Source organism: Modestobacter italicus (assembly GCF_019799965.1).
GTDB classification, from domain to species: domain Bacteria; phylum Actinomycetota; class Actinomycetes; order Mycobacteriales; family Geodermatophilaceae; genus Modestobacter; species Modestobacter italicus_A.
In genome coordinates, this window is record NZ_JABGCJ010000002.1 from 348,986 (window position 1) to 370,035 (window position 21,050).

The 21,050-nt window shown below is 74.2% G+C and carries 19 protein-coding genes and 2 tRNA genes; 9 read left to right on the forward strand and 12 right to left on the reverse strand.

The features are described 5' to 3' along the window. Window positions 1-95: 95 nt before the first annotated feature. The gene (locus HLA93_RS05735; protein ID WP_222193319.1) at window positions 96-545 is read left to right on the forward strand and encodes a DUF5313 family protein; all 450 of its coding nucleotides are present in this window, start codon (window positions 96-98) and stop codon (window positions 543-545) included. Between the two features lies 1 nt (window position 546). Here the strand turns inward: HLA93_RS05735 and HLA93_RS05740 are convergent, their stop codons facing one another. Beyond that, on the reverse strand, window positions 547-936 hold the full coding sequence (locus tag HLA93_RS05740) for a hypothetical protein (protein WP_222193321.1): 390 nt from the start codon (window positions 934-936) through the stop codon (window positions 547-549). A gap of 22 nt (window positions 937-958) precedes the next feature. Beyond that, window positions 959-1,438 (reverse strand): DUF2505 domain-containing protein, encoded by a 480-nt coding sequence (locus HLA93_RS05745; RefSeq protein ID WP_222193322.1) that lies wholly within the window; start codon window positions 1,436-1,438, stop codon window positions 959-961. 248 nt (window positions 1,439-1,686) lie between these two features. On the opposite strand from HLA93_RS05745, the gene HLA93_RS05750 reads away from it, so the two are divergent. Then, complete coding sequence (locus tag HLA93_RS05750) at window positions 1,687-3,315, forward strand: hypothetical protein (RefSeq protein ID WP_222193324.1); 1,629 nt, start codon at window positions 1,687-1,689, stop codon at window positions 3,313-3,315. Between the two features lie 62 nt (window positions 3,316-3,377). Here the strand turns inward: HLA93_RS05750 and HLA93_RS05755 are convergent, their stop codons facing one another. The 3 genes from HLA93_RS05755 to HLA93_RS05765 form a co-directional block, all read right to left on the reverse strand. Then, entirely contained in the window at window positions 3,378-4,787 is a 1,410-nt protein-coding gene (locus HLA93_RS05755; protein WP_222193326.1) for an RNB domain-containing ribonuclease, read from the reverse strand. Window positions 4,788-4,861: 74 nt separating this feature from the next. After that, window positions 4,862-4,938, reverse strand: a tRNA-Ile gene (locus HLA93_RS05760). A 25-nt stretch (window positions 4,939-4,963) separates the two neighbouring features. Beyond that, window positions 4,964-6,424, reverse strand: coding sequence for an arylsulfotransferase family protein (locus tag HLA93_RS05765; RefSeq protein ID WP_222193327.1), 1,461 nt, complete (start codon window positions 6,422-6,424; stop codon window positions 4,964-4,966). A gap of 328 nt (window positions 6,425-6,752) precedes the next feature. On the opposite strand from HLA93_RS05765, the gene HLA93_RS05770 reads away from it, so the two are divergent. After that, complete coding sequence (locus tag HLA93_RS05770; RefSeq protein ID WP_308127998.1) at window positions 6,753-7,220, forward strand: DUF3145 domain-containing protein; 468 nt, start codon at window positions 6,753-6,755, stop codon at window positions 7,218-7,220. Window positions 7,221-7,359: 139 nt separating this feature from the next. Here HLA93_RS05770 and HLA93_RS05775 read toward each other — a convergent pair whose 3' ends face one another. From HLA93_RS05775 to HLA93_RS05800, 6 genes are all read right to left on the reverse strand, one after another. Then, on the reverse strand, window positions 7,360-8,775 hold the full coding sequence (locus HLA93_RS05775) for an acyl-CoA carboxylase subunit beta (protein WP_222193331.1): 1,416 nt from the start codon (window positions 8,773-8,775) through the stop codon (window positions 7,360-7,362). A 93-nt stretch (window positions 8,776-8,868) separates the two neighbouring features. Next, complete coding sequence (locus HLA93_RS05780) at window positions 8,869-10,110, reverse strand: beta-ketoacyl-[acyl-carrier-protein] synthase family protein (RefSeq protein ID WP_222193332.1); 1,242 nt, start codon at window positions 10,108-10,110, stop codon at window positions 8,869-8,871. Between the two features lie 48 nt (window positions 10,111-10,158). Continuing rightward, complete coding sequence (locus HLA93_RS21435) at window positions 10,159-10,404, reverse strand: acyl carrier protein (protein ID WP_222193333.1); 246 nt, start codon at window positions 10,402-10,404, stop codon at window positions 10,159-10,161. 90 nt (window positions 10,405-10,494) lie between these two features. After that, on the reverse strand, window positions 10,495-11,463 hold the full coding sequence (locus HLA93_RS05790) for a beta-ketoacyl-ACP synthase III (protein WP_222193334.1): 969 nt from the start codon (window positions 11,461-11,463) through the stop codon (window positions 10,495-10,497). Further along, the gene (locus tag HLA93_RS05795) at window positions 11,460-12,662 is read right to left on the reverse strand and encodes an acyltransferase domain-containing protein (RefSeq protein WP_222193335.1); all 1,203 of its coding nucleotides are present in this window, start codon (window positions 12,660-12,662) and stop codon (window positions 11,460-11,462) included. Before HLA93_RS05795 ends, HLA93_RS05790 begins: the two co-directional genes overlap by 4 nt. Before the next feature lie 139 nt (window positions 12,663-12,801). Then, complete coding sequence (locus tag HLA93_RS05800; protein WP_222193336.1) at window positions 12,802-13,992, reverse strand: PucR family transcriptional regulator; 1,191 nt, start codon at window positions 13,990-13,992, stop codon at window positions 12,802-12,804. Between the two features lie 45 nt (window positions 13,993-14,037). Here HLA93_RS05800 and HLA93_RS21970 point away from each other — a divergent pair, with 45 nt between their 5' ends. From HLA93_RS21970 to HLA93_RS05815, 3 genes are read left to right on the forward strand one after another with little or no spacing between them, the layout of a single operon-like run. Then, entirely contained in the window at window positions 14,038-14,736 is a 699-nt protein-coding gene (locus HLA93_RS21970) for a phosphatase PAP2 family protein (protein ID WP_222193337.1), read from the forward strand. Further along, entirely contained in the window at window positions 14,733-15,263 is a 531-nt protein-coding gene (locus HLA93_RS05810; protein ID WP_222193338.1) for a pirin family protein, read from the forward strand. The genes HLA93_RS21970 and HLA93_RS05810 overlap by 4 nt, the downstream gene beginning before the upstream one ends. 40 nt (window positions 15,264-15,303) lie before the next feature. Further along, on the forward strand, window positions 15,304-16,518 hold the full coding sequence (locus tag HLA93_RS05815) for a M20 metallopeptidase family protein (RefSeq protein WP_222193339.1): 1,215 nt from the start codon (window positions 15,304-15,306) through the stop codon (window positions 16,516-16,518). Between the two features lie 140 nt (window positions 16,519-16,658). Here the strand turns inward: HLA93_RS05815 and aceE are convergent, their stop codons facing one another. Beyond that, window positions 16,659-19,463, reverse strand: a complete 2,805-nt coding sequence (aceE, locus tag HLA93_RS05820) for a pyruvate dehydrogenase (acetyl-transferring), homodimeric type (RefSeq protein ID WP_222193342.1) — start codon at window positions 19,461-19,463, stop codon at window positions 16,659-16,661. A gap of 370 nt (window positions 19,464-19,833) precedes the next feature. Between aceE and HLA93_RS05825 the strand changes: the two genes are divergently transcribed. The 3 genes from HLA93_RS05825 (at window position 19,834) to HLA93_RS05835 (ending at window position 20,928) form a co-directional block, all read left to right on the forward strand. Beyond that, window positions 19,834-20,259: a DUF3052 domain-containing protein gene (locus tag HLA93_RS05825; RefSeq protein WP_222193345.1), complete on the forward strand. Its 426-nt coding sequence runs from the start codon at window positions 19,834-19,836 to the stop codon at window positions 20,257-20,259. Window positions 20,260-20,357: 98 nt separating this feature from the next. Further along, window positions 20,358-20,825 carry a peroxiredoxin gene (locus HLA93_RS05830; protein WP_222193346.1) on the forward strand — a complete coding sequence of 156 codons (468 nt, stop codon included), beginning with the start codon at window positions 20,358-20,360 and terminating at the stop codon, window positions 20,823-20,825. Between the two features lie 31 nt (window positions 20,826-20,856). Further along, a tRNA-Val gene (locus HLA93_RS05835) sits at window positions 20,857-20,928 on the forward strand. The last annotated feature ends 122 nt before the right edge of the window (window positions 20,929-21,050 follow it).

The following is a 21,050-nucleotide window of genomic DNA, read 5'->3' on the forward strand; positions in this document are numbered from 1 at the left end:
GCTCCCGCCCGGCCGGGATCCGGTACCGCGGCGTCCTCCCGCAGCGTGATCAGGGAAGAGCCGGTTGTGAGCGCGCCGTGCGGTACACAGGAAGGGTGCCTCCTGAGCAGCCGTCGACGGCCGACCAGCTCCACCGTCCTGGACCGCTGCGCTGGCTCTGGTACGCGCTGGGCGGGGGCCTGCCGGCCCGGCACCGCAGCTGGGTGCTGCACGACACGACGACGAGCACCTGGGCCTACCGGCACGTCGCCCGCGCCGCCGTCCAGATGAGCATCCCGATCGCGCTGGTGCTCCTCCTGGTGCCCGGCCCGTTCTGGATCCGCGGCATGACCGCGCTCGGCGGGGTGCTGCTCGGGCTGATCTTCTCCACCGCCTACATGACCGAGACCACCGAGAACCGGGTGCGCAAGGCCGGCTACCCGGCCGGGACGGCGCAGGCCGTGCGGGAGGAGACCCAGCTGGACCGGCAGGCCGCCGAGACGGTGAAGAGGCGGGCGGCCGCGGAGAGGCGGGCGGCCCGGTACCGCGAGCGCCAGGGCCGCTGAGTCACGGCCGGTCGAACAGGGTCACCTGGTCGGGCCGGGCGGTGAACGGGTTCGACCACTCCGACGGCGTGCCGGTGATCGGCTGGGCATCGGTGACGACGACGAACGGCGTGCCCGGGTAGACCGCGAGCACGCGGGTGGGGGAGGAGAGCTCCTCGATCCGCTCGATCAGCTCACCGCGGCGCAGCTGCTGCGTCGTCCGGCGACCCGACAGCTGCTCACCGACCGCGGCGACCCACTGGGCTCCGTCCTCGGTGAAGGCGATCGACTGCACGCGCTGCCCGGGCGGCGCGGGCTCGCAGCCGGCGAACTCGGCGAGGGCGTCGTAGAGCCGCTCGGCCTGCTCGTCGTCACTGGCGCGCGGGAGGAAGAAGGCCACCATGCCCGCCATCCTCGCCGGTGGTGCTGACGGTTCAGCCCAGCCGGCGCCGCAGCAGCTCGTCCTCCTTGCGGAGCACGACCCCCATCAGCTCGCGGACGGCGCCCTCCGCCTGCCGGCCGATCAGCGGGGCGTCGACCGTGACGTCGCCGGTGACCGTCGACCGGGTGCCGCCGTCCGCCGGGACCAGGCGCCGCTCGCCGGTCACCCGCACCGGGCGGCCGAAGACCTCCGACTGCACGTCCAGGTCGCTGCGGTGCCCGCCGGCGCCGTCCGGGGTCCAGGCGCTGCGCTCGGTGACGGAGACCGACGAGCCGACGAAGCGGGCGAACACCGGCGGGACGCCGGTGGTGGGCGCCGACAGCCGGGTGGTCGTGGTGGCGCCCGACGCGGTCGCCTCCTGCACCTGCGCGCCGAGCGCCGCGGCGCGGTCGCGGAGGAACTGCTCGTCGGTGAGCAGGGCGAGGACGGCGTCCGGGGTCGCGGGGTAGGTGTTCGAGGTGTCGATGGCCACGGCCCCATCCTCGGGGGTGGGTGGTCTGCCCGCCGGGCCACGAGGGGAACCGGTCGACTGGCCGCCCCTGGGTCACCCCGGGGACGGTGGGTGAGGTCGCCGCCCGGGCGTGTGACGGCGCGCTCGGGGTGGGGAGCGGCACGCCGGGCCAGTGGTCGACAGTGCGGCCCGCACTGGACGCGACCGGCGGTCGGTAGGACGGTTCGGCCTCCACTCGCCCACCTCCGGCCGCACGGATCGAGGCACCGATGCCGTCCATGCCCGTCCTCTCCTACCGGTTGCCGCTGACCTACATCCGGGTCACCGGATCACGCCGGACCACGGCCGACCCGCTCACCGGCACGAGCACCGCAGAGTGCTCGTCGACGGTGACGACGGAGGTCGGCGCCGACCTCCTGACCCGGTGTCAGGTGCAGCTGAGTCCGCAGCGGATGGCGACACAGAAGTCGACGTGGAGGTTGCTGGCCGACGGCCGGCTGACCGGAGCGGAGGCGACCACGACCGTCGAGCCACTGGCGGGCTGGCAGGCCGCGCTGCAGGCCGGCACGGCGGTCCTCGGTGCCGCCGGACCCGCCCTGCTGCCCCTGGGCCCGCCCGGGTGGGCGGCCCTGGCCGGTCTCGCGGGTGTGGCCGCGGCTGGCACCGGGATCGCGGTGGGTGGGGGACGCAACCTCTTCGACGATCATCAGCCGACCGGCGATGGCGTGGCTCCCGACCTGCCACCCATGGCTGAGCCGGTGGCGTGGGACGTGCACCCCCGGTACGTCGACGAGCACCCCGACGACGCCGCCAGACTGGCGACCTATCGGTCCGCCATGGCCGCCGGGGCCCGGGCGCACGCCCAGGTCTCCCAGGCCGCCCTGCTGTGCTGGGACGACGAAGCGTCCAGCAGCCACTGGCAGCAGCGGCTGCTGGTCGTGCAACAGGTGGTGCTGTCGGCCTCGATCGGTGCGCGGGCAGCGGAGGCCGCCTACGCCGCCTGGCGGAGCGGGCAACTGCAGACCACCGTCGTGGACGTCGACGAGCGGATCCGGGTGGACGACCTCCCGGATCGCCGGGAGGTCGAGGACTGGGCCCGCGGCCAGGACGGTGGCTCCGCGGACTGGACGGGTCTCGCCGACACGCTCCGCGTGGTCGTCTCGGTGACCCTCGAGGCCATCCCAGGGGACAGCCAGCGACTGCGCCGCGTCGACTACCAGCCCGGGCAGGACGACGGCCTGGTCCGCTACCGCCAGCCCCGGCCGGCAGTGCTCGAGGTCTGGGAGGTCGTGCCCGTCCAGGCGTCCTCCGATGACGAGGTCGAGGTCGAGCCGGGAGTTGCGGTGCCGGCCCGGCCCGCGACTGACGTCTCGTCCTCGTCCGTCGGCACCCCACTGGTCGCTGAGCCGCCGAGGCGGGCCACGCCGAGGGGCCCCCGGCGGTGCCACCTGCGGCGGGTCGAGGTGCAGCGGCTGCTGGTCGCCCATCCCGGCAACGAGGCGGCACTACCGGTGGAGTCGGGTGGCCGGTCCTCCAGCGCCGTCGCCGTGGTGTTCGACGAGCTCGGTGCGCTCACCAGCATCTCCGCCGAGACGACCGACTCGTCGCTGCAGCGGGCTCGCGCTGTGTCGACACTGCTCCCGGCGCTGACCGCAGCGGCGGAGGCCGGCTCCGGGCTCCGGGACGCCGTCTCACCCATGTCCCTCGTCGACCGGGCCGCCGAGGCGGCAGCGGCCAGGGAACTGGGGCTGGTCGAGGCGCCTGCCGATCCGCTGGCGCCGTTGCGGGACCAGGTGGCCGAAGCCCGGCTGCGCGCCCAGCTGAAGGTGGCCGAACAACTCGCCGCTGCGTCGTCCCCGCCGGTCGTGCTCTCAGTCGTCGAGACGCTCAGCGACTGAGACGGGACGCCGCGACCCGATCTGCCACTCGTCCCGGCGACCCGCCTCGCTCGGGTGGGCACTCACGTCAGCGGCCGGTCGGCATCGTCGGTGGCGGCGAACCGGACGGTGCGGGTGGCCGGGTCCGCCGTCGTCAGCCGGACGCGGACCCGGTCGCCTGCGGTCAGTCGGCCGTCGCATCGGGCCTGCACCGCGAGCTCGGTGAGCACCACCGTCGACCGCTTCTCGTCCGCGTCGAGCACGACGGCGTCGAAGACCTCGCCGACCCGGTCGGCCAACAGGGTCGCCTCGACGAGGTCGACGACCGCGCGTTCCACCTCGTGCGTGCGCCGGTCGGAGGCGGCCATCAGCCCGGGGAGCTCCGGCAGCGCCGCGCGCAGCCGCGCCGACGGCTGCTCACCGGCGGCCAGCGCCAGGCAGACCTCCGTGCCGAACCGGTCGACCAGCCGGCGCAGCGGCGCGGTCACGTGGGCGTACGGACCGCCCACCCCGCCGTGTCCGGGCTCGGCGGGTGGTGCGCCCTCGAAGGCGGTGTAGGCAGCGCCACGCAGCAGCGATGCGGCGGCGTCGAGGAAGGTGGCGTGCCGGGGCAGCGCCGGGTCGAGGCCGGCGATCACCTCGCCGGGACCAGCCCCGTCCGGCCAGTCGACGCCCAGCTCGGGGGCCAGCCGGCGGAGCGCGTCCACCGCGCGCGGATCGGCCGGCGGCAGGGTGCGCAGCACCCCGACCCCGCCGTCCAGCATCAGCCGCGCCGCGCAGCGTCCGGTGAGCAGGGAGATCTGCGCGTTCCACCCCTCGACGTCGGACTGGCCGCGGAAGGCGATCGTCCAGCCGCCGTCCGGTCCGGGCTCCACCTCCTGGGACGGCGTGCCCAGCTCGATCGCGCCACGGTCCCGGGCGCGAGACTGCAGGAGTCGGCCGATCTCGGGCAGCAGCTCCAGTTCTGCGGGCACCTGCGCGCCCACCGACTCGTAGTCCAGCTGGGCCCGGCTGCGCACCCGGGCGCGGCGCAGGTCCACGGTGGTGACCTCGCCGTCGGCGTCCAGGTCGATGGTCCACAGCGCGGCCGGCCGGAGCTGGCCGGGCAGCAGGCTGGCCGCGCCCTCGGACAGTTGCGGCGGGTGCAGCGGCGTCCGTCCGTCGGGGGAGTAGACGGTCTGGCCGCGGCGCCGGGCCTCGGCGTCGATCGCGCTGCCGAGCGGCACGAAGGCGCCGACGTCGGCGATCGCGTAGGACACCCGGTAGCCGCCCGCGGTGCGGGCCAGGTGTACCGCCTGGTCGAGGTCGCGGGCGCCGGCCGGGTCGATGGTCACCAGCGGCAGGTCGGTGGCGTCGTGCTCGGGCAACGGCGGGTCGGCGGCCACCCGATCGGCCTCGGCCAGCGCGTCGGCCGGGAAACCCTCGGGCACCCCTGCCTCCGCCCGGATCGCGGCGAAGTCGAGCGGAGCGGACACCTTCAGCACGCGGGCCACGCCGACACCGTGTCACAGAACGTTGGCCCGGGGCGCCCTGCACCTTCTCGACGAGCCACTGACCAGGGGATCCGTGGTGGGGCGGGTGGGGCTCGAACCCACGACCCAGGGATTATGAGTCCCATGCTCTGACCGGCTGAGCTACCGCCCCAGGGCGATCACGCTAGCGGTCGCCCTCAGTCGGCCAGCACGGTGCTGCCCAGCACGGCGCCGTCGACGCCCAGCGCCTCCACGGCCAGGTACGCCGGGTCGCCGTCGACCGGCAGCTGCGTCTCGAAGCCGTCCCGCGCGACCGGCTGCCCGGCCGTCGCGCTCGCCTCGTCGTCCCCGTTGACCAGCCGCCAGGACACCACCTCGGTCGCCCCGTTCCAGCTGACGTGCACCGCACCGTCGGCGAGCACCGCGTCCGGCGGGTCGGCCGGTGTGCCGGTCCACGGAGCCCGGTAGGCGCGGTAGTTGTCGCCGCTGCCCAGCGCCACGTCGTAGAGCAGGGTGCCGTCGGCGGTGAACTCGGAGTAGAACGGCCGCGAGCCCCAGCCGATGAGCACGTTGCCGTCGGGCAGCTGCTCGAGGTTGCCCTGGCTGCCGGCGAGCCGGTCGGGGTCGGGGGGCAGGTACTCGGTGACCAGCGTCGCCGTCCGGGCGGCATCGTCCAACGCGAGGCGCAGTCCGCGGGAGGTCGGGCCGACGTCGGGTTCGGACTGGTTGTCGAACAGCGTCAGCGTGCCGTCGGACTGCCGCTCCGCGTCGTGCTGCCAGGCGAACTCCACGCCCTCACCGAGGACGTAGTCGCTCGCCTCGCCGCCCAGCGTCCACTGGACCTCACCGGTCGTGCGGTCGACGTCGTAGACGGCCCAGGTGTTGCGGGCCGAGACCAGCAGCGACCCGTCGGCGTCCTCGGCGACGGAGTTGACGTGGAAGTAGTCGAAGGGCTCCTCCTCGGTCCCGCCGTCCTCCGGGAGCTCGCTCTTGGTCTCCTCCAGCGGCACGTGGTCCAGCGAGCGCCAGGAGAACAGCACCTCGCCGGTGGCCACGTCCACCTCCTGGACGACGCCGTCCCACAGCCACCCGTCCTCCGGTCCGCCGACCGGTGTGAGGTCGGCCGGCTCCTTGACGTAGGCGGTGATCAGCGCGGTGCCGCGCGCGGTGAGCCGGCCCTCGTGGAAGTCGGCCTGTCCCGGTTCGACGTCCCCGCCGGTGGTCACCGTGGCGATCTCCCGGTAGGCGCTGTCGACGACGACGAACTCACCGGCGCCCAGGCCGACCACCGGGCTGGTGCCCTCCCACCAGGTGAGCACCGGCTCGCCCTCGTACTCCTGCACCCGGACGTCGTAGACGCGGCGCTCGGTCGGCTGCACCCAGATCGGCTCGCCGGCGTCGTCCACGATCAGCGCACCGGTGAGTGGCGCGTCCTCGCCCTTCGGCCCGAGGACGACGACCGTGCCGTCCGGCGTCCGGGGCGGTCCCGACCACGTGACCTCCAGGTCGGGCGGCGTGAGGTCGGGCCGGCTCAGGTAGCTCAGCCCCTCGGCCACGGCAGGTGCGGCCGTGTCGTCCGCGCTGCCGCAACCGGTCGACAGGGTGCCCAGGCACGCTAGGGTCAGCACTCCGACCAGTCGGCCCAGGGCGCTCTGCATGGTCGGGAGCCTCCCACCGCACGGCGGAGCCGGCATCCGCGCGACACGGTGGACAGTTCACGTCAGGATCGTCCACGTGTCGCGGCGATCAACGCCCTGACCTGCTAGATCATCCGGCTCAGTGGACGCATCCCGTCACATCCGTCTCATCTGCACCGACTCGGGCTGGCGCGATCGGGTCACGATCCGGCAAACTCTTGCTCGGTTGCTCTGAGAGCCGCCGAGGTACGAATGCAGTCATCGCGCGACAGGTCCGTTGGGGAAGACGAACCAGTCGAGTCGATGGAGGTGCGCCGTGCAGCGACGGTCAACCCAGGGTGTCGTCTTCGTGCATGCGTGCCCGAAGGCGCTCTGCCAGCATGTCGAGTGGGCGCTGGAGCGCGTCGTCGGCGCGCCGGTGTCTTTGTCGTGGGCCGAACAGCCCGTGACGCACGGGTCCTACCGTGCCGAGGTCGCCTGGACGGGCGCGCCCGGCACCGGGGCCAAGCTCGTCGCTGCCCTCAAGCAGTGGCCGATGCTGCGCTTCGAGGTCACCGAAGGGGCCAGCCACGGCAACGACGGCGAGCGCATGTCCTACGTGCCCGGCCACGGTGTGCACCGCTCCCCGGTCAGCGCCAACGGCGACCTGATCATCACCGAGCAGCAGCTGCGCCACCTCGCGGCCACCGCCAGCTCGGTCGAGGCCTTCCGGCACGGGGTCGACCAGCTGCTCGGCGCCGCCTGGGACGCCGACCTCGAGGCCTACCGGCACGCCGGCGACGCCACCCCCGTCACCTGGCTGCACCAGGTCGTGTAGTCCAGCTCCGTACCCACCGGGTCGACGCCGTCCTCACGCTGCAGCGGGCGGTCGGCGACCACGGGGTGAGGTCGGTGTGCCCCACCAACGACGACGGCCCGGCCCCCTCCGCGGAGGGGGCCGGGCCGTCGTCGTTCGCTCAGAGCGGGATGTTGCCGTGCGCCCCGCGCCCGGACGGCGCCTCGGCCAGCGCGGCCACCAGCCGGCGCTTGGTCTGTGCCGGGTCGACGACGTCATCGACGACGCCGATCTCCCGGGCCCGGTTGACCCCGCCGGCGATCAGCTCGTGCTCGGCGGCCAGCTGGGCGTGCAGCGCCTCGCGCTCCCCGGGCGGGGCGGCGGCGAGCTTCTTGCGGTGCAGGATGCCGACCGCGGCCTTCGCGCCCATGACGGCCACCTCGGCGCCCGGCCAGGCGAAGACGGCGGTGGCGCCCAGCGAGCGGGCGTTCATCGCGATGTAGGCGCCTCCGTAGGACTTGCGGGTCACCAGCGTCACCCGCGGCACCACCGCCTCGGCGAAGGCGTGCAGCAGCTTCGCGCCACGGCGGACCACGCCGTCCCACTCCTGGCCGACACCGGGCAGGTAACCGGGGACGTCGACCAGCACGACCAGCGGCACCCCGAAGGCGTCGCACATCCGCACGAACCGGGCCGCCTTCTCCGCCGAGGCGGAGTCCAGGCAGCCACCCAGCCGCAGCGGGTTGTTGGCGATCACCCCGACGGTGCGCCCGGCCAGCCGGCCCAGCGTGGTGACCACGTTCGGCGCGAACCGTGGGTGCAGCTCGAGCCCCGGCCCGTCCAGCAGGGAGGCCACCACGGGCTTGACGTCGTAGGCCCGGTTGCGCTGCTCGGGCAGCAGGGCCATCAGGTCGACGGCCGGCTCGTCCGCAGCCGGGGCGAACGTGCCCTGCGCGGCCAGCAGGTCGACCGCGGTGCGCGCGGTCTCCAGTGCCTCGGCCTCGGTGTCGGTCACCACGTGCACCACGCCGGAGCGCCGTCCGTGCGTGTCCGGGCCACCGAGCTGCTCCTGGTCCACGACCTCGCCGGTCACCGACCGGACGACGTCCGGGCCGGTCACGAAGACCCGGCCGGCCGGGCCCATGATCACCAGGTCGGTCAGCGCCGGCCCGTAGGCGGCGCCACCGGCGGCCGCGCCGAGGACGACGGAGATCTGCGGCACCCGCCCGGAGGCCCGCACCATGGCGGCGAACACCTCACCGACCGCGTGCAGGGCGGTGACGCCCTCGGCCAGCCGGGCACCACCGGAGTGCCAGATGCCGACGACCGGCACGCGCTCGCGCAGTGCGGTGTCGATGGCGTCGACGATGTGCCGGCAGCCGTCGACGCCCATCGCGCCGCCCATGATCGTGGCGTCGGTGCAGTAGGCGATGGTGGGGGAGCCGGCCACCGTGCCGCGGGCGGCCAGCACGCCCGAGGTGTCCCGGGCCGCCAGCGTCTGCATCGAGCCGGCGTCGAAGAAGCGGGCCAGCCGGTCCTCGGGGTCCCGGGGGTCGACGGTGGCGGCAGCCGGCGGGTCGGCGTGCACGGTGGTCATGAGCAGCTCCTCGGAGCAGGGGAGGCGCACGTGGCCCCCTTGCAGGGGCCCGCCGCGAGCTGGCGAGTGGTGGGGGGGCAAGGGGGCCCTTGTTCAGACCGTCGTGAAGACCAGGGCCATGTTGTGGCCGCCGAAGCCGAACGAGTCGTTCAGCGCTGCGGAGAAGGTCGCCTTCCGCGGCTCGCGGCGCACGATGTCCAGCGCCTGGACGGCGGGGTTGTCGTCGACGTCCTCGAGGTTGGCCGTCGCCGGCACCAGCTGGTCGCGCAGCGCCAGGATGGTGAACACCGACTCCAGCGCGCCGGCGGCGCCGAGCAGGTGGCCGGTCTGGCTCTTGGTCGCGGTCACCAGGGTGTGGTCGCCGATCGCGTCGCGGATGGCGGTGGCCTCGGCCGTGTCGCCCAGCGGCGTCGAGGTGGCGTGCGCGTTCACGTGGCCGATGTCGGCGGCGGTGAGACCGGCGTCGCGGATGGCGGCACCGATCGCGCGGCCCGCGCCCTCGCCCTCGGGGTGCGGGGCGACCAGGTCGTAGCCGTCGGCGGTGCCGCCGGCGCCGGCCAGGCGCGCGTAGACCTTCGCACCGCGGGCCTGGGCCGCCTCGGCACGCTCCAGCACGAGCGCGGCGGCGCCCTCGCCGAGCACGAAGCCGTCGCGGCCCTTGTCGAACGGGCGGGAGGCGCGCTCGGGCTCGTCGTTGCGGGTGCTCATCGCGCGCATCGCGGCGAACCCGGCCATCGGCAGCGGGTGCACACAGGCCTCGGTGCCACCGACGACGACCATGTCGGCGCGGCCCAGGCGCAGCAGGTCCAGGCCCCAGCGGATGGCCTCTGCGCCGGAGGCGCAGGCGCTGACCGGTGCGTGCACGCCGGCGCGGGCGCCCACGGCCAGCCCGACCGCGGCGGCCGGGCCGTTGGGCATGAGCATCGGGATGGTGAAGGGGGAGACCCGCTTGGGGCCCTTCTCCTCCAGGACGTCGTCCTGGCCGAGCAGGGTCAGCGCGCCACCGATGCCGGTGCCGAAGACGACGGCGATGCGCTCCGGCGCGACCCCGGAGTCGGCGCCGGCGGCGTCGCGCCAGGCCTCCTCGGCGGCGACGACCGCGACCTGCTGGCTGCGGTCGAGCCGGCGGGTGCGCACCCGGTCGAGGGTCTCGGCCGGCTCGCTGGTGAGCCGGGCGACGAGCTGGGCGGGGAACTCCTTGACCCAGTCGTCGGTGATGCGGCTGACCCCGGACCGGCCGGCCAGCAGTGCCTCCCAGGTGGAGGCCACGTCACCACCGAGGGGCGTGGTGGCGCCGAGCCCGGTGACGACGACGTCGGCGGTGGGCGTGCTCATGGACGTTCCTCCTGGGAGTGACTGGCCGGACGGCCGGGGAGAGCTGGATCAGCCCTGGTTCTTCTCGATGTAGGACATGGCGTCGCCGACGGTCTTGATGTTGGCGAGCTCGTCGTCCGGGATCGCGACGCCGAACTTGTCCTCGACGGCGGTGGCGATCTCGACCATCGACAGCGAGTCGACGTCGAGGTCCTCGGTGAAGGACTTCTCCGGGGTGGCGTCGGCGGGGGTGACGCCGGCGACCTCCTCCAGGATCTCGGCGAGACCGGCCTGGATGTCTGCGGTGCTGGGCACGCGGGGTCCTCTCTCTGGCTGGTGGCGGCGGCCCGGGTGCGGGTCCGCCGTCGTCGTCCGGGACGGGTGTCCCGGCAGTTGGTGTGCCCCTCAGGGCAGCCGGATCACCTGACCGGCGAAGGTCAGCCCGGCGCCGTAGCCGAGCACCAGCGCCAGGTCGCCGGACTTGGCCTCCCCGGACTCCATCAGCGCGGTCAGCGCCAGCGGGACGGAGGCGGCCGAGGTGTTGCCCGACTGGACGATGTCGCGGGCGATCGCGGTGTCGGGACCGAAGCCGAGCTTCTTGGTCATCGACTCGACGATCCGCAGGTTGGCCTGGTGCGGGGCGAAGACGTCGATGTCGGCGGCGGTGACGCCGGCCTTCTCCATCGCCTCCTCCAGCGTGGCGGTCAGCTTCGTGGTGGCCCAGCGGTAGACGGCCTGGCCGGCCATGGTCATCGTGGAGCGGCCGGCGGCGATCTCGATGGCGCTGTACTGGTCGCCGTCCGAGCCCCAGGCGACCGGGCCGATGCCCGGCTCGTCGGCGGCGCCGATCACCGCGGCGCCCGCCCCGTCGGCGAAGATCACCGCGGTGCTGCGGTCGGTCTGGTCGGTGACGTCGGTCAGCCGCTCGACCCCGACCACCAGCGCGTTGCGGGACTCACCGCTGCGGATGGCGTCGTTGGCCACGCCGAGGGCGTAGCAGAACCCGGCGCAGCCGGCGTTCAGGTCGAAGGCGCCCGGCCGCGGGATGCCGAGTCGGTGCGCCACCTGGGGGCCGATGCCCGGGATCGGGGCGCGCAGGCTGGCGCTGGCCAGGATGACCAGGTCGACCTCGTCGGGGGCCAGGCCGCTGGCCGCGAGTGCCTTGCCGCCGGCGGCGACGGCCATCTCGACCAGGGTCTCGTCCTCCGACGCCCAGCGGCGCTCGGCGATGCCGACCCGGCTCTGGATCCACTCGTCGTTGGTGTCCATCACCTGGGCGAGCTCGTCGTTGGTGACCCGGCGGCGCGGGCGGTAGGCGCCCAGGCCGAGGATCTGCGCGCCGGGCGCACCTTCCCGCAGCTTGATCGTGCTCACTGGGACACCTCCGGGTAGAGACGGGCGATCGGGTCCCCGGCGTCGACCAGGTCACCCTCGTGCACCAGCCACTCGGCGAGCACGCCGTCGTAGCCGGCCGAGACGTTGACCTCTTCACGCCGGCTGCGGATGGAACCCAGCGGGCTGCCGGCCGGGAGCCGGGTGCCCTCGGCGACCTCGGCGGGGCTGACGGTGCCGCGCACCGGGGAGACCACCACCCGCCAGTCGGGGGAGTGCTCGGCCTCGGCGCGGCCACGCTCGGCGGCGATGAGCTCGCGGGCGCGGTCCAGCTCGGCCGGGCCGGTCAGGGCCAGCACCTCGATGCCGGCGCCCTTCCACTCCCGCTTGGCCAGCCCGGCCAGCGCGCCGGCCGGCGGCAGCTCCAGGACGGCGGTGACGCCCAGGTCGCGCAGGGTGGCCAGGCACGCGTCGAAGCGCACCGGGCTGGTCACCTGGCTCACCAGCCGGGAGACGACCTCGGCGCCACTGCTGACGGCGGCGCCGTCGGCGTTGGACAGCAGCAGCCGGCTCGGGTCGGCCGGGCGCAGGCCACCGACCAGGGCCTCGAGCTCCTCGCGGGCGCTGGCCATGTGGTGGGTGTGGAAGGCGCCGGCCACCGACAGCGGCATGATCCGGGCCTTCGCGGGCGGGTCCGCCTTCAGCGCGGCCAGGCCCTCCAGCGAGCCGGCGGCGACGATCTGGCCGCCGCCGTTGCGGTTGGCCGGCACCAGCCCGTGCCGCTCGATCGCGGCGAGCACCTCGGCCTCGTCACCGCCCAGGACGGCGGACATGCCGGTGGGCGTCTGGGCGCAGGAGCGGGCCATCGCCCGGCCGCGGACCGCGGTCAGCGCGATCGCCGCCTCGACGGAGAGGACACCGGCCAGCGCGGCGGCGGTCAGCTCGCCCACGCTGTGCCCGGTGATGACGACGTCCCGGCCGGCGTGCGGGGAGTGCACCACCGGGCCGGGCATGCCGCCCAGCTCGCGGGCGATGAACAGGCTCATCGCGACGACCAGCGGCTGCGTCACCGCGGTGTCCTTGATGGCCTCGGCGTCGCCGGTGGTGCCGAGGGTCAGCAGGTCGGCGTCGGCGATCGCACCGGCCCAGCGGAAGAACGACTCCGCTCCGGGCAGGTCGAGCCAGTCGGTGAGCATCCCGGGCTTCTGAGCACCCTGTCCGGGGGCGAGTACGGCCAGCACGTGTCCACCGTGCCAGTACCGGGCGCTCGGGAGAGGTGGGATGCCCGACGAAGAACCACACCGGTGTCTTGGAGGATCCCTCCAAACGAGGGGTGTGCAACCCGGGTCGCGCCCGCGTGTCGGTGGTGGAGGGCACAACTCAGTGCCAGAGCGAGCGGTCACCCTCCAGCTGGGCCAGGGCCAGCGCGACCTGCAGCGTCCACGCCCCGCGGGGGTCGGTGGCGGAGTAGCCGGTGAGCTCGCTGGCCCGCTTGAGCCGGTACCGCACGGTGTTGGTGTGCACGAACAGGGCGCGGGCGGTCGCCTCCAGGTTGCCGCCGTTGCCGAGCACCGCGCGCACCGTCTCCAGCACCTCCCCGCCGGCGCCCTGCAGGCGCAGCGCGACCCGCTCGGCCAGCGCCGTGCGGGCCAGCGGGTCGCCGTCCAGGGCGCGCTCGGGCAGCAGGTCCTCGGACTCCACCGGGCGGGGGGCGTCGGGCCAGGCGACCGCGGCGCGCAGCCCGGCCAGCGCGGTGGCCGCGGACTCCCCGGCGCGGGCCAGGGAGTCCACCCGCGGGCCGAGGACCACCGGCCCGGGGCCGAACTCGCGGCACACCCGGCTGGTCACCGCGGCGAGGTCGGCCGCGCCACCGAGGACGACGACCAGCTCGTCGGCGTGCACCCCGACCAGCACCTCGCAGCCCAGTGACCGGGCCGCCCGGCGCACCGCGGCCCGGGAGTCCTCCGCTCCGGGGGGCGCCGAACCGACCAGGACGACGACCGGCTCGGTCTCCGTCCAGCCCAGCGCAGCCGCCCGGCCGGGCAGCTCGTCGGAGCGGTCACCGCGCACCAGGGCGTCGACGACCAGTGCCTCCAGCCGCGCGTCCCAGGCGCCGCGGTTCTCGGCGAAGCTGGCGTACACGTGCGCGGCGGCGAAGGCGATCTCCCGGCTGAACTGCAGCACGGTGATCCGCAGCCGCTCGGCGTCACCGGGCTCGGCGACCTGCTCCACCCGGTCCTCGACCACCTCGACGGTCACCTTGATCAGGTCGACCGACCGCTTGAGCGGGACGGCGTGCATCAGCTCGCGGGGAGCGGCGCCGAACACCTCGCCGGTCAGCCGCGGCGGCCGGCCGGGGTTGCGGCACCACTCGACCAGGGAGGCGATGCCGGCCTGGGCGACCAGGGTGACCCAGGAGCGCTGGGCCGCCGGCATCGAGCGGAACCAGCCCAGCTCCTCGTCCATCCGGGCCACGGCCTGCGTCGCCAGCGCACCGGAGGCCCGCTCCAGCCGGCGCAGCGTCGCCTCCGAAGGGTGCGTGCCCTCCCGCGCTGCACCGGCGTCCTCCACGGCTCCAGCGTGTCATGACGCCGGCGCGTCGGGGATCGTGGAGCTGTGCAGACCGCCCGTCCGGGTACCTCCACCGCTCCGGTCCGACCGGCGTGGACCGCTGTTGCCGGCTGCGCGGCCGTCGTCGCCGGGCTGACCTGGGCGGTGGCCGGCGGCTCCGGGGCGCTGCTGCGGGCCGACCGCGCGGTCAGCGGTGCCCTGTACGCCGGCGACGACCGGTCCCGGCTGGTCGAGGTGGCACTGCAGCTGCTGACCGCGCCGGGGTCGTCCGCCGTCCGGGTGGTGGTGTTCCTGCCGGTGCTGGCCTGGCTGGTGCTGCGCCGCGCCTGGTGGACCGCGACCTTCGTGCTGACCTCGACCGCGCTGATCGGCCCGCTCACCACGCTGCTGAAGGAGTCCACCGGCCGGGCCCGCCCGCAGTTCGCCGAGGGCGGGGCGGGCTGGGAGTCGCTGAGCTTCCCCAGCGGCCACTCGTCGGGGATCGCCACGCTCGTGACGGTCGCCCTGGTGCTGGCCTGGCCGCGGCTGCGGCCGACCGGCCGTGGCGTGTGGCTGGCCGCCGGCGTCGTCCTGGTCGTGCTGGTCGGCCTCACCCGGCTGTGGCTGGGCGTGCACTTCCCCTCCGACGTGGTCGCCGGCTGGGCGCTGGGCGCGGGTTGGACCCTGCTGGTGGCGCTGGCCCTCGGCGCGCTGCCCGGCGGCCGGGCGGCGCTGGGTCCCCGGTCGGCGACGATGGACCCATGACCGGACTCGACTCCCGGGTGCTGCTCGACCCCGACGACGGCTCGCTGGGCCCGCTGCTGCGGCTGGCCGACGACCGGCTGGACGGCGGCGCGGGGTACGGGCGGCACGCGCACGCCGCCGTCGACGTGGTGGCCGTGGTGCTGGCCGGCTCGCTGCGGCACGCCTGGGGCCGGGAGGCCGTCCTCGGACCGGGGGACGTCGCGGTGCTGCGCGCCGGGCGCGGCCTGGAGCACGACGAGGTCGCCGGCGCGGACGGCGCGCACGTGCTGCAGGCCTACCTGCGGTCGGCGGAGCCGGGTGCGCAGCCGGCGCACGACGCGCTGCTGCGGCCCCGCGGCTGGGTCGACCTGGGCCGCGCCGACGCCCGGCTGTGGACCGGCTCCTCCGCCGACGACGTCCCGCCCGGCCTGCGGGTGGTGCTGCGGGACGGCGAGGTGACCGCCGGCGTGGGGGAGGGCCCGGTCGCGGACGCCGCGACCGTGCTCGTCTGGCAGCTGGACGCCGCCCGCCCGGCCTGGGCGCGGTGACCCTTCCCAGGATCGTGAGCACTGCTACAGACTGAGCGGCATGCCTGCCGACGCATCCGTTGCCGCTGACCTGCTCGCCGCCGCCACCGCCGACGCCGCCTTCACCGTCGACCTGCGCCGCCGGCTGCACCGGCACCCCGAGATCGGGCTCCAGCTGCCCACCACCCAGGCGATGGTCCTGGAGGCGCTGGCCGACCTGCCGATCGAGGTCACCACCGGCACCAGCACCAGCTCCGTCGTCGGCGTGCTGCGCGGCGCCCGCCCCGGCCCCACCTACCTGCTGCGCGGCGACATGGACGCCCTGCCCGTGGCCGAGGACACCGGCCTGGACTTCGCCTCCGAGGTGCCCGGCGTCATGCACGCCTGCGGCCACGACACCCACGTCGCGATGCTCGCCGGCGCGGCCCGGCTGCTGTCCGCGCGTCGTGACCAGCTCGCCGGGCAGGTCGTGTTCATGTTCCAGCCCGGCGAGGAGGGCTTCCACGGCGCCCGGTTCATGCTGGAGGAGGGGCTGCTGGACGTCGTCCCGGAGGCCCCGGTCAGCGGCGCCTTCGCGCTGCACATCACCACGATGTTCCCCACCGGCACGATCAACGTCCGGCCCGGCCCGATGATGGCCTCGGCCGACCAGTTCACGATCACCCTGCACGGCCGGGGTGGGCACGCCTCCACCCCGCACATGGCCGCCGACCCGGTGCCGGTCGCCGCGGAGGTCATCCTGGCGTTGCAGTCGATGGTCACCCGCCGCGTCGACGTCTTCGACCCCGCCGTCGTCACCGTCGGGCACCTGGAGGCCGGCCGGACGGACAACATCATCCCGGAGACCGCACTCGTGCACGGCACGATCCGCACGCTGTCCGCCGAGCGCCGGGCCGACATGGTGGCCTCGGTGCAGCGGGTGGGCGAGCACGTCGCCGCCGCGCACGAGCTGCGCGGCGAGTTCGTGCGGGTCGAGGGCTACCCGGTCACCGTCAACGACGCGCAGGTCGCCGCCCAGGTCACCGCCACGGCCGCGGCCCTGCTCGGCGAGGAGGCCGGCGCCGTCATGGAGTGGCCGCTGATGGGCGCCGAGGACTTCTCCTACGTCCTGGAGCGGGTGCCCGGCGCGATGGCGTTCCTCGGCGCCCGGCTGCCCGAGCTCGACCCGGCCACCGCGCCGGGCAACCACTCCAACCTGGTCGTCTTCGACGAGGCCGCGTTCCCCGCCGGCGTCGCCATGTACGCCCAGATGGCCCTCACCGCCCTCGCCGGCTGACCGGGTCGACCCGCTCGAGTCTGGGTGGAGCCGCGGGCGCACGCGGCTCCACCCCGCCCGGTGCGGGTCGACCCGGAGGGGTCAGGACAGCAGAACGGCCCGCCTCCCCGAGGGGAGACGGGCCGTTCGTGCCTGCTGCCTTACGTGGCCGGGTGGTCGTCCGTGCGCTCCTCGGCCGGGGCGGCCTGCTCGTCGCGCTCCTGGTACTTCTCCACGGCCTGCCGGACGACGTCGCGGTCGATCTCCCCGCGCTGGGCCAGCGAGGCCAGCGTGCGGACGACGACCGCCTCGGCGTCGACGTGGAAGTGCCGCCGCAGCGCCGGCCGGGTGTCGGAGAGCCCGAACCCGTCGGTGCCCAGGCTGGCGATCCCACCCGGGACGAACGGGGCGATCAGGTCGGGGACGGCCTTCATCCAGTCCGACACCGCCACGATCGGGCCCTCGACGCCGGAGAGCTTCTGGGTGACGAAGGGGACCTTCGGCTCCTCGGCCGGGTGCAGCAGGTTCCACTCGTCGGCCTCGAGCGCCTCGCGGCGCAGCTCGGTCCACGAGGTCACCGACCACACGTCGGCCGACACACCCCAGTCGTTGGCCAGCAGCTCCTGGGCCCGGAGCGCCCACGGCACCGCGACACCCGAGGCCAGCACCTGCGCCTTGGGGCCGTCGGTCTTCGGGCCCTCGGCGTAGCGGTACATGCCGGCCAGCAGACCGGGCACGTCCAGGCCCTCGGGCTCGGCCGGCTGCTGGTACGGCTCGTTGTAGATCGTCAGGTAGTACATGACGTTCGGGTCGCGGTGGCCACCGAGCGGGGCGCCCGGGTCGTTGCCGTACATCCGCGCCAGGGCGTCCTTGGTGATGTGCCCGACCTCGTAGGAGAACGCGGGGTCGTAGGTCACGACGGCGGGGTTGGTCGCGGCCAGCAGCAGCGAGTGCCCGTCCTCGTGCTGCAGGCCCTCGCCGTTCAGCGTCGTCCGGCCGGCCGTGGCGCCCAGCAGGAAGCCACGGGTCATCTGGTCGGCGGCCGCCCAGATCGAGTCGGCGGTGCGCTGGAACCCGAACATCGAGTAGAAGATGTAGATCGGGATCATCGCCTCGCCGTGCGTGGCGTAGGAGCTGCCCGCGGCGATGAACGAGGCCGTGGAGCCGGCCTCGTTGATCCCCTCGTGCAGGATCTGACCCTGCTCGGACTCCTTGTAGGCCAGCATCAGCTCGCGGTCGACCGAGGTGTAGTTCTGGCCGTGCGGGTTGTAGATCTTGATGCTCGGGAAGAGCGAGTCCATCCCGAAGGTGCGAGCCTCGTCCGGGATGATCGGCACGAACCGCGGGGCCAGCTCCTTGTCCTTCATGAGCTCCTTGAGCAGCCGGACGAAGGCCATCGTGGTGGCCACCTCCTGCTTGCCCGAGCCGCGCTTGAGGACGTCGAAGGCCTTGTCCTCGGGGGCCTTCAGCGGCTTGTGCTCCGACCGGCGGCGGGGCACCGACCCACCCAGCTGACGACGCCGCTCGAGCATGTACTGCATCTCGGGGGAGTCCGGGTCGGGCTTGTAGTAGGGCGGCAGCGTCTTGTCCAGCTGCTCGTCCGGGATCGGGATCTCCAGCCGGTCGCGGAAGCCCACGATGTCCTCGGCGGTCAGCTTCTTCATCTGGTGCGTGGAGTTGCGGCCCTCGAAGTGGCTGCCCAGCGTCCAGCCCTTGATGGTCTTGGCGAGGATGACCGTGGGCTGGCCCTTGTGGTCCATCGCGGCCTTGTAGGCGGCGTAGACCTTTCGGTAGTCGTGCCCGCCACGGGCGAGGTCCCAGACCTCCTGGTCCGACATCCCCTCGACCAGCTTGCGGGTGCGCGGGTCGCGGCCGAAGAAGTGCTCGCGGACGAAGGCGCCGTCCTCGGCCTTGTAGGTCTGGTAGTCGCCGTCCGGGGTGCTGTTCATCAGGTTGACCAGCGCGCCGTCGCGATCGGCGGCCAGCAGCTTGTCCCAGCCGTGGCCCCAGATCACCTTGATGACGTTCCAGCCGGCGCCGCGGAAGAACGACTCCAGCTCCTGGATGACCTTGCCGTTGCCGCGGACCGGGCCGTCGAGGCGCTGCAGGTTGCAGTTGATGACGAAGGTGAGGTTGTCCAGCTCCTCACGCGCGGCCAGGCCGATCGGGCCGAGCGACTCCGGCTCGTCGGTCTCGCCGTCGCCGAGGAAGGCCCACACGTGCTGGTCGGCGGTGTCGGCGATGCCGCGGTTGTGCAGGTAGCGGTTGAACCGCGCCTGGTAGATCGCGTTCATCGGGCCGAGGCCCATCGAGACGGTGGGGAACTCCCAGAAGTCCGGCATCAGCCGGGGGTGCGGGTAGGACGACAGCCCGCCGCCGGGGTGGCTGACCTCCTGGCGGAACCCGTCGAGCTGGTGCTCGGTCAGCCGGCCCTCGAGGAAGGCGCGGGCGTAGATGCCGGGGGAGGCGTGGCCCTGGAAGTAGATCTGGTCGCCGCCGCCGGGGTGGTCCTTGCCGCGGAAGAAGTGGTTGAAGCCGACCTCGTAGAGCATCGCGGACGACGCGTACGAGGAGATGTGGCCGCCGACGCCGATCCCCGGCCGCTGCGCCCGGTGCACCATGATCGCGGCGTTCCAGCGGATGGCGTGGCGGATCTTCCGCTCGGCCTCCAGGTCGCCGGGGAACCAGGGCTCCTGCTCCGGCGGGATCGTGTTGATGTAGTCGGTGCTGCGGAGCGCGGGGACGCCGACCTGCTGCTCACGGCTGCGCTCGAGCATCCGGAGCATGAGGTAGCGGGCCCGGTTGCGACCGGCGTGGTCGACGACCGCGTCGAGGGACTCCAGCCACTCCTGGGTCTCGTCCGGGTCGGTGTCGGGCAGTTGGCTGGCCCGCCCGTCGGTGATGACCGCGCGGGGGGTGCCGGTGGTGCGGGCGGGGTCTCCGTCCGACTGCTGCGGTGCGCTCATGGGGACATCGTCTCCTGCCGGGGCGGCGTACGTCACGTCTGCCCCGTGTCGCGTCCTGCTCGACGGGACGACGGCCGCGCTGCCGACCCGGTCACGGGCCTTGCGTGTGGTCGTCGATGCCCTACGCTCCGCTCCAACGGTGGCCCCGGTGGCGGTCGACCCGGAACGCCGGCTGAGCCGGGGGGCGGGCTTCCCCAGGCGCCGCCGTCACCCGACGAAGGGGCTGGGCGGGGGTCCCGAGCGGGCAGGACGGCCCGGGACAAGGCACCATCCCCCCAGAGCCACCGCCTCGCCGCACACCGCGACGGGGCCCCGCACACCGCACCGCCCGGGCAGACCGGGCAGACGAGCACACGGAGGAACAGCAGGGATGAGCGTCGACTCGGGCAGCACCAGCATGGCTGCCCGGCTGGGGATCAAGCCGGGCATGGTCGTGCAGGAGCTCGGCTGGGACGAGGACGCCGACGAGGACCTGCGTGACTCGGTCGTCGAGCTGTCCGGTGGAGACATGGTCGACGAGGACTCCGACGAGGTGGCCGACGTCGTCCTGCTGTGGTGGCGCGAGGAGGACGGCGACCTGATCGACGCCCTCGTCGACTCCATCGCCTCCCTCGCCGAGGACGGCGTGGTGTGGCTGCTCGTGCCCAAGTCCGGGCGCCCCGGCCACGTGGAGCCCGGTGACGTCACCGAGGCCGCTCCCACCGCCGGGCTGCAGCAGACCTCCAGCATCTCCGCGGCCAAGGACTGGTCCGGGATCCGGCTGGTCACCCCGAAGGCCGCCCGCTCCCGCCGCTGAGGAAGGACTCCCTCGCCCCCACGCCTCGCGAGCTCGGCGCGGGCCCCTGCGAGGGGGCCGAACGGCGCCTGTCGCCTTCGGTGCGGCACCATCGGGGGATGACCGTCTCCGTCGGCGACGCCGCCCCCGAGTTCAGTCTCCGCGACCAGGACAAGCAGGTCGTGTCGCTGGCCGGGCTGCGGGGCGCACCGGTGCTCGTGGTGTTCTTCCCGTTCGCCTTCTCCGGCACGTGCACGGGCGAGCTGTGCCAGCTGCGGGACGAGCTGGCCACCTACACCGGCGCGGGCGTCCAGGTGGTCGCCGTCTCCACGGACCCGACCTTCAGCCTCAAGGCGTTCCGGCAGGCGGAGGGGCTGACCTTCCCGCTGCTGTCGGACTTCTGGCCGCACGGTGCCGCCGCCCAGGCCTACGGGGTGTTCAACGAGCGGGCGGGGATGGCGCTGCGGGGGACCTTCCTGATCGACGCCGAGGGCACCGTCGTCTTCACCGAGGTGAACGAGGTCGGCGACCCGAGGCCGCAGTCGGGCTGGAAGGCGGCCGTCGCGCAGTTGCCCGCGGCCGCCTGACGGCCCGCGGCCGGTCCCACCGGCCGCACCTGGGCGCGTAGCTCAGCGGTAGAGCGCTCGCCTTACAAGCGAGTGGTCGGGGGTTCGAACCCCTCCGCGCCCACCTCTCCGACCGTGTCCCGCCTCACTCCTTCGGGGCCACCCGGTGAACCGCCGGCCCTGACCTGTCGATGGTCGACCCATGCGATGGGCAGGGCGCGAGCCAGGGGCAGGGCGCGAGGCAGG

Bases quoted from the DNA above. Each gene is read 5' to 3' on its own strand.
- HLA93_RS05740 (WP_222193321.1), bottom strand. From the start codon at position 936: ATGGCGGGCATGGTGGCCTTCTTCCTCCCGCGCGCCAGTGACGACGAG.
- HLA93_RS05750 (WP_222193324.1), top strand. From the start codon at position 1,687: ATGCCGTCCATGCCCGTCCTCTCCTACCGGTTGCCGCTGACCTACATC.
- HLA93_RS05765 (WP_222193327.1), bottom strand. From the start codon at position 6,424: ATGCAGAGCGCCCTGGGCCGACTGGTCGGAGTGCTGACCCTAGCGTGC.
- HLA93_RS05775 (WP_222193331.1), bottom strand. From the start codon at position 8,775: ATGACCACCGTGCACGCCGACCCGCCGGCTGCCGCCACCGTCGACCCC.
- HLA93_RS05780 (WP_222193332.1), bottom strand. From the start codon at position 10,110: ATGAGCACGCCCACCGCCGACGTCGTCGTCACCGGGCTCGGCGCCACC.
- HLA93_RS05810 (WP_222193338.1), top strand. From the start codon at position 14,733: ATGACCGGACTCGACTCCCGGGTGCTGCTCGACCCCGACGACGGCTCG.
- HLA93_RS05815 (WP_222193339.1), top strand. From the start codon at position 15,304: ATGCCTGCCGACGCATCCGTTGCCGCTGACCTGCTCGCCGCCGCCACC.
- aceE (WP_222193342.1), bottom strand. From the start codon at position 19,463: ATGAGCGCACCGCAGCAGTCGGACGGAGACCCCGCCCGCACCACCGGC.
- HLA93_RS05825 (WP_222193345.1), top strand. From the start codon at position 19,834: ATGAGCGTCGACTCGGGCAGCACCAGCATGGCTGCCCGGCTGGGGATC.
- HLA93_RS05830 (WP_222193346.1), top strand. From the start codon at position 20,358: ATGACCGTCTCCGTCGGCGACGCCGCCCCCGAGTTCAGTCTCCGCGAC.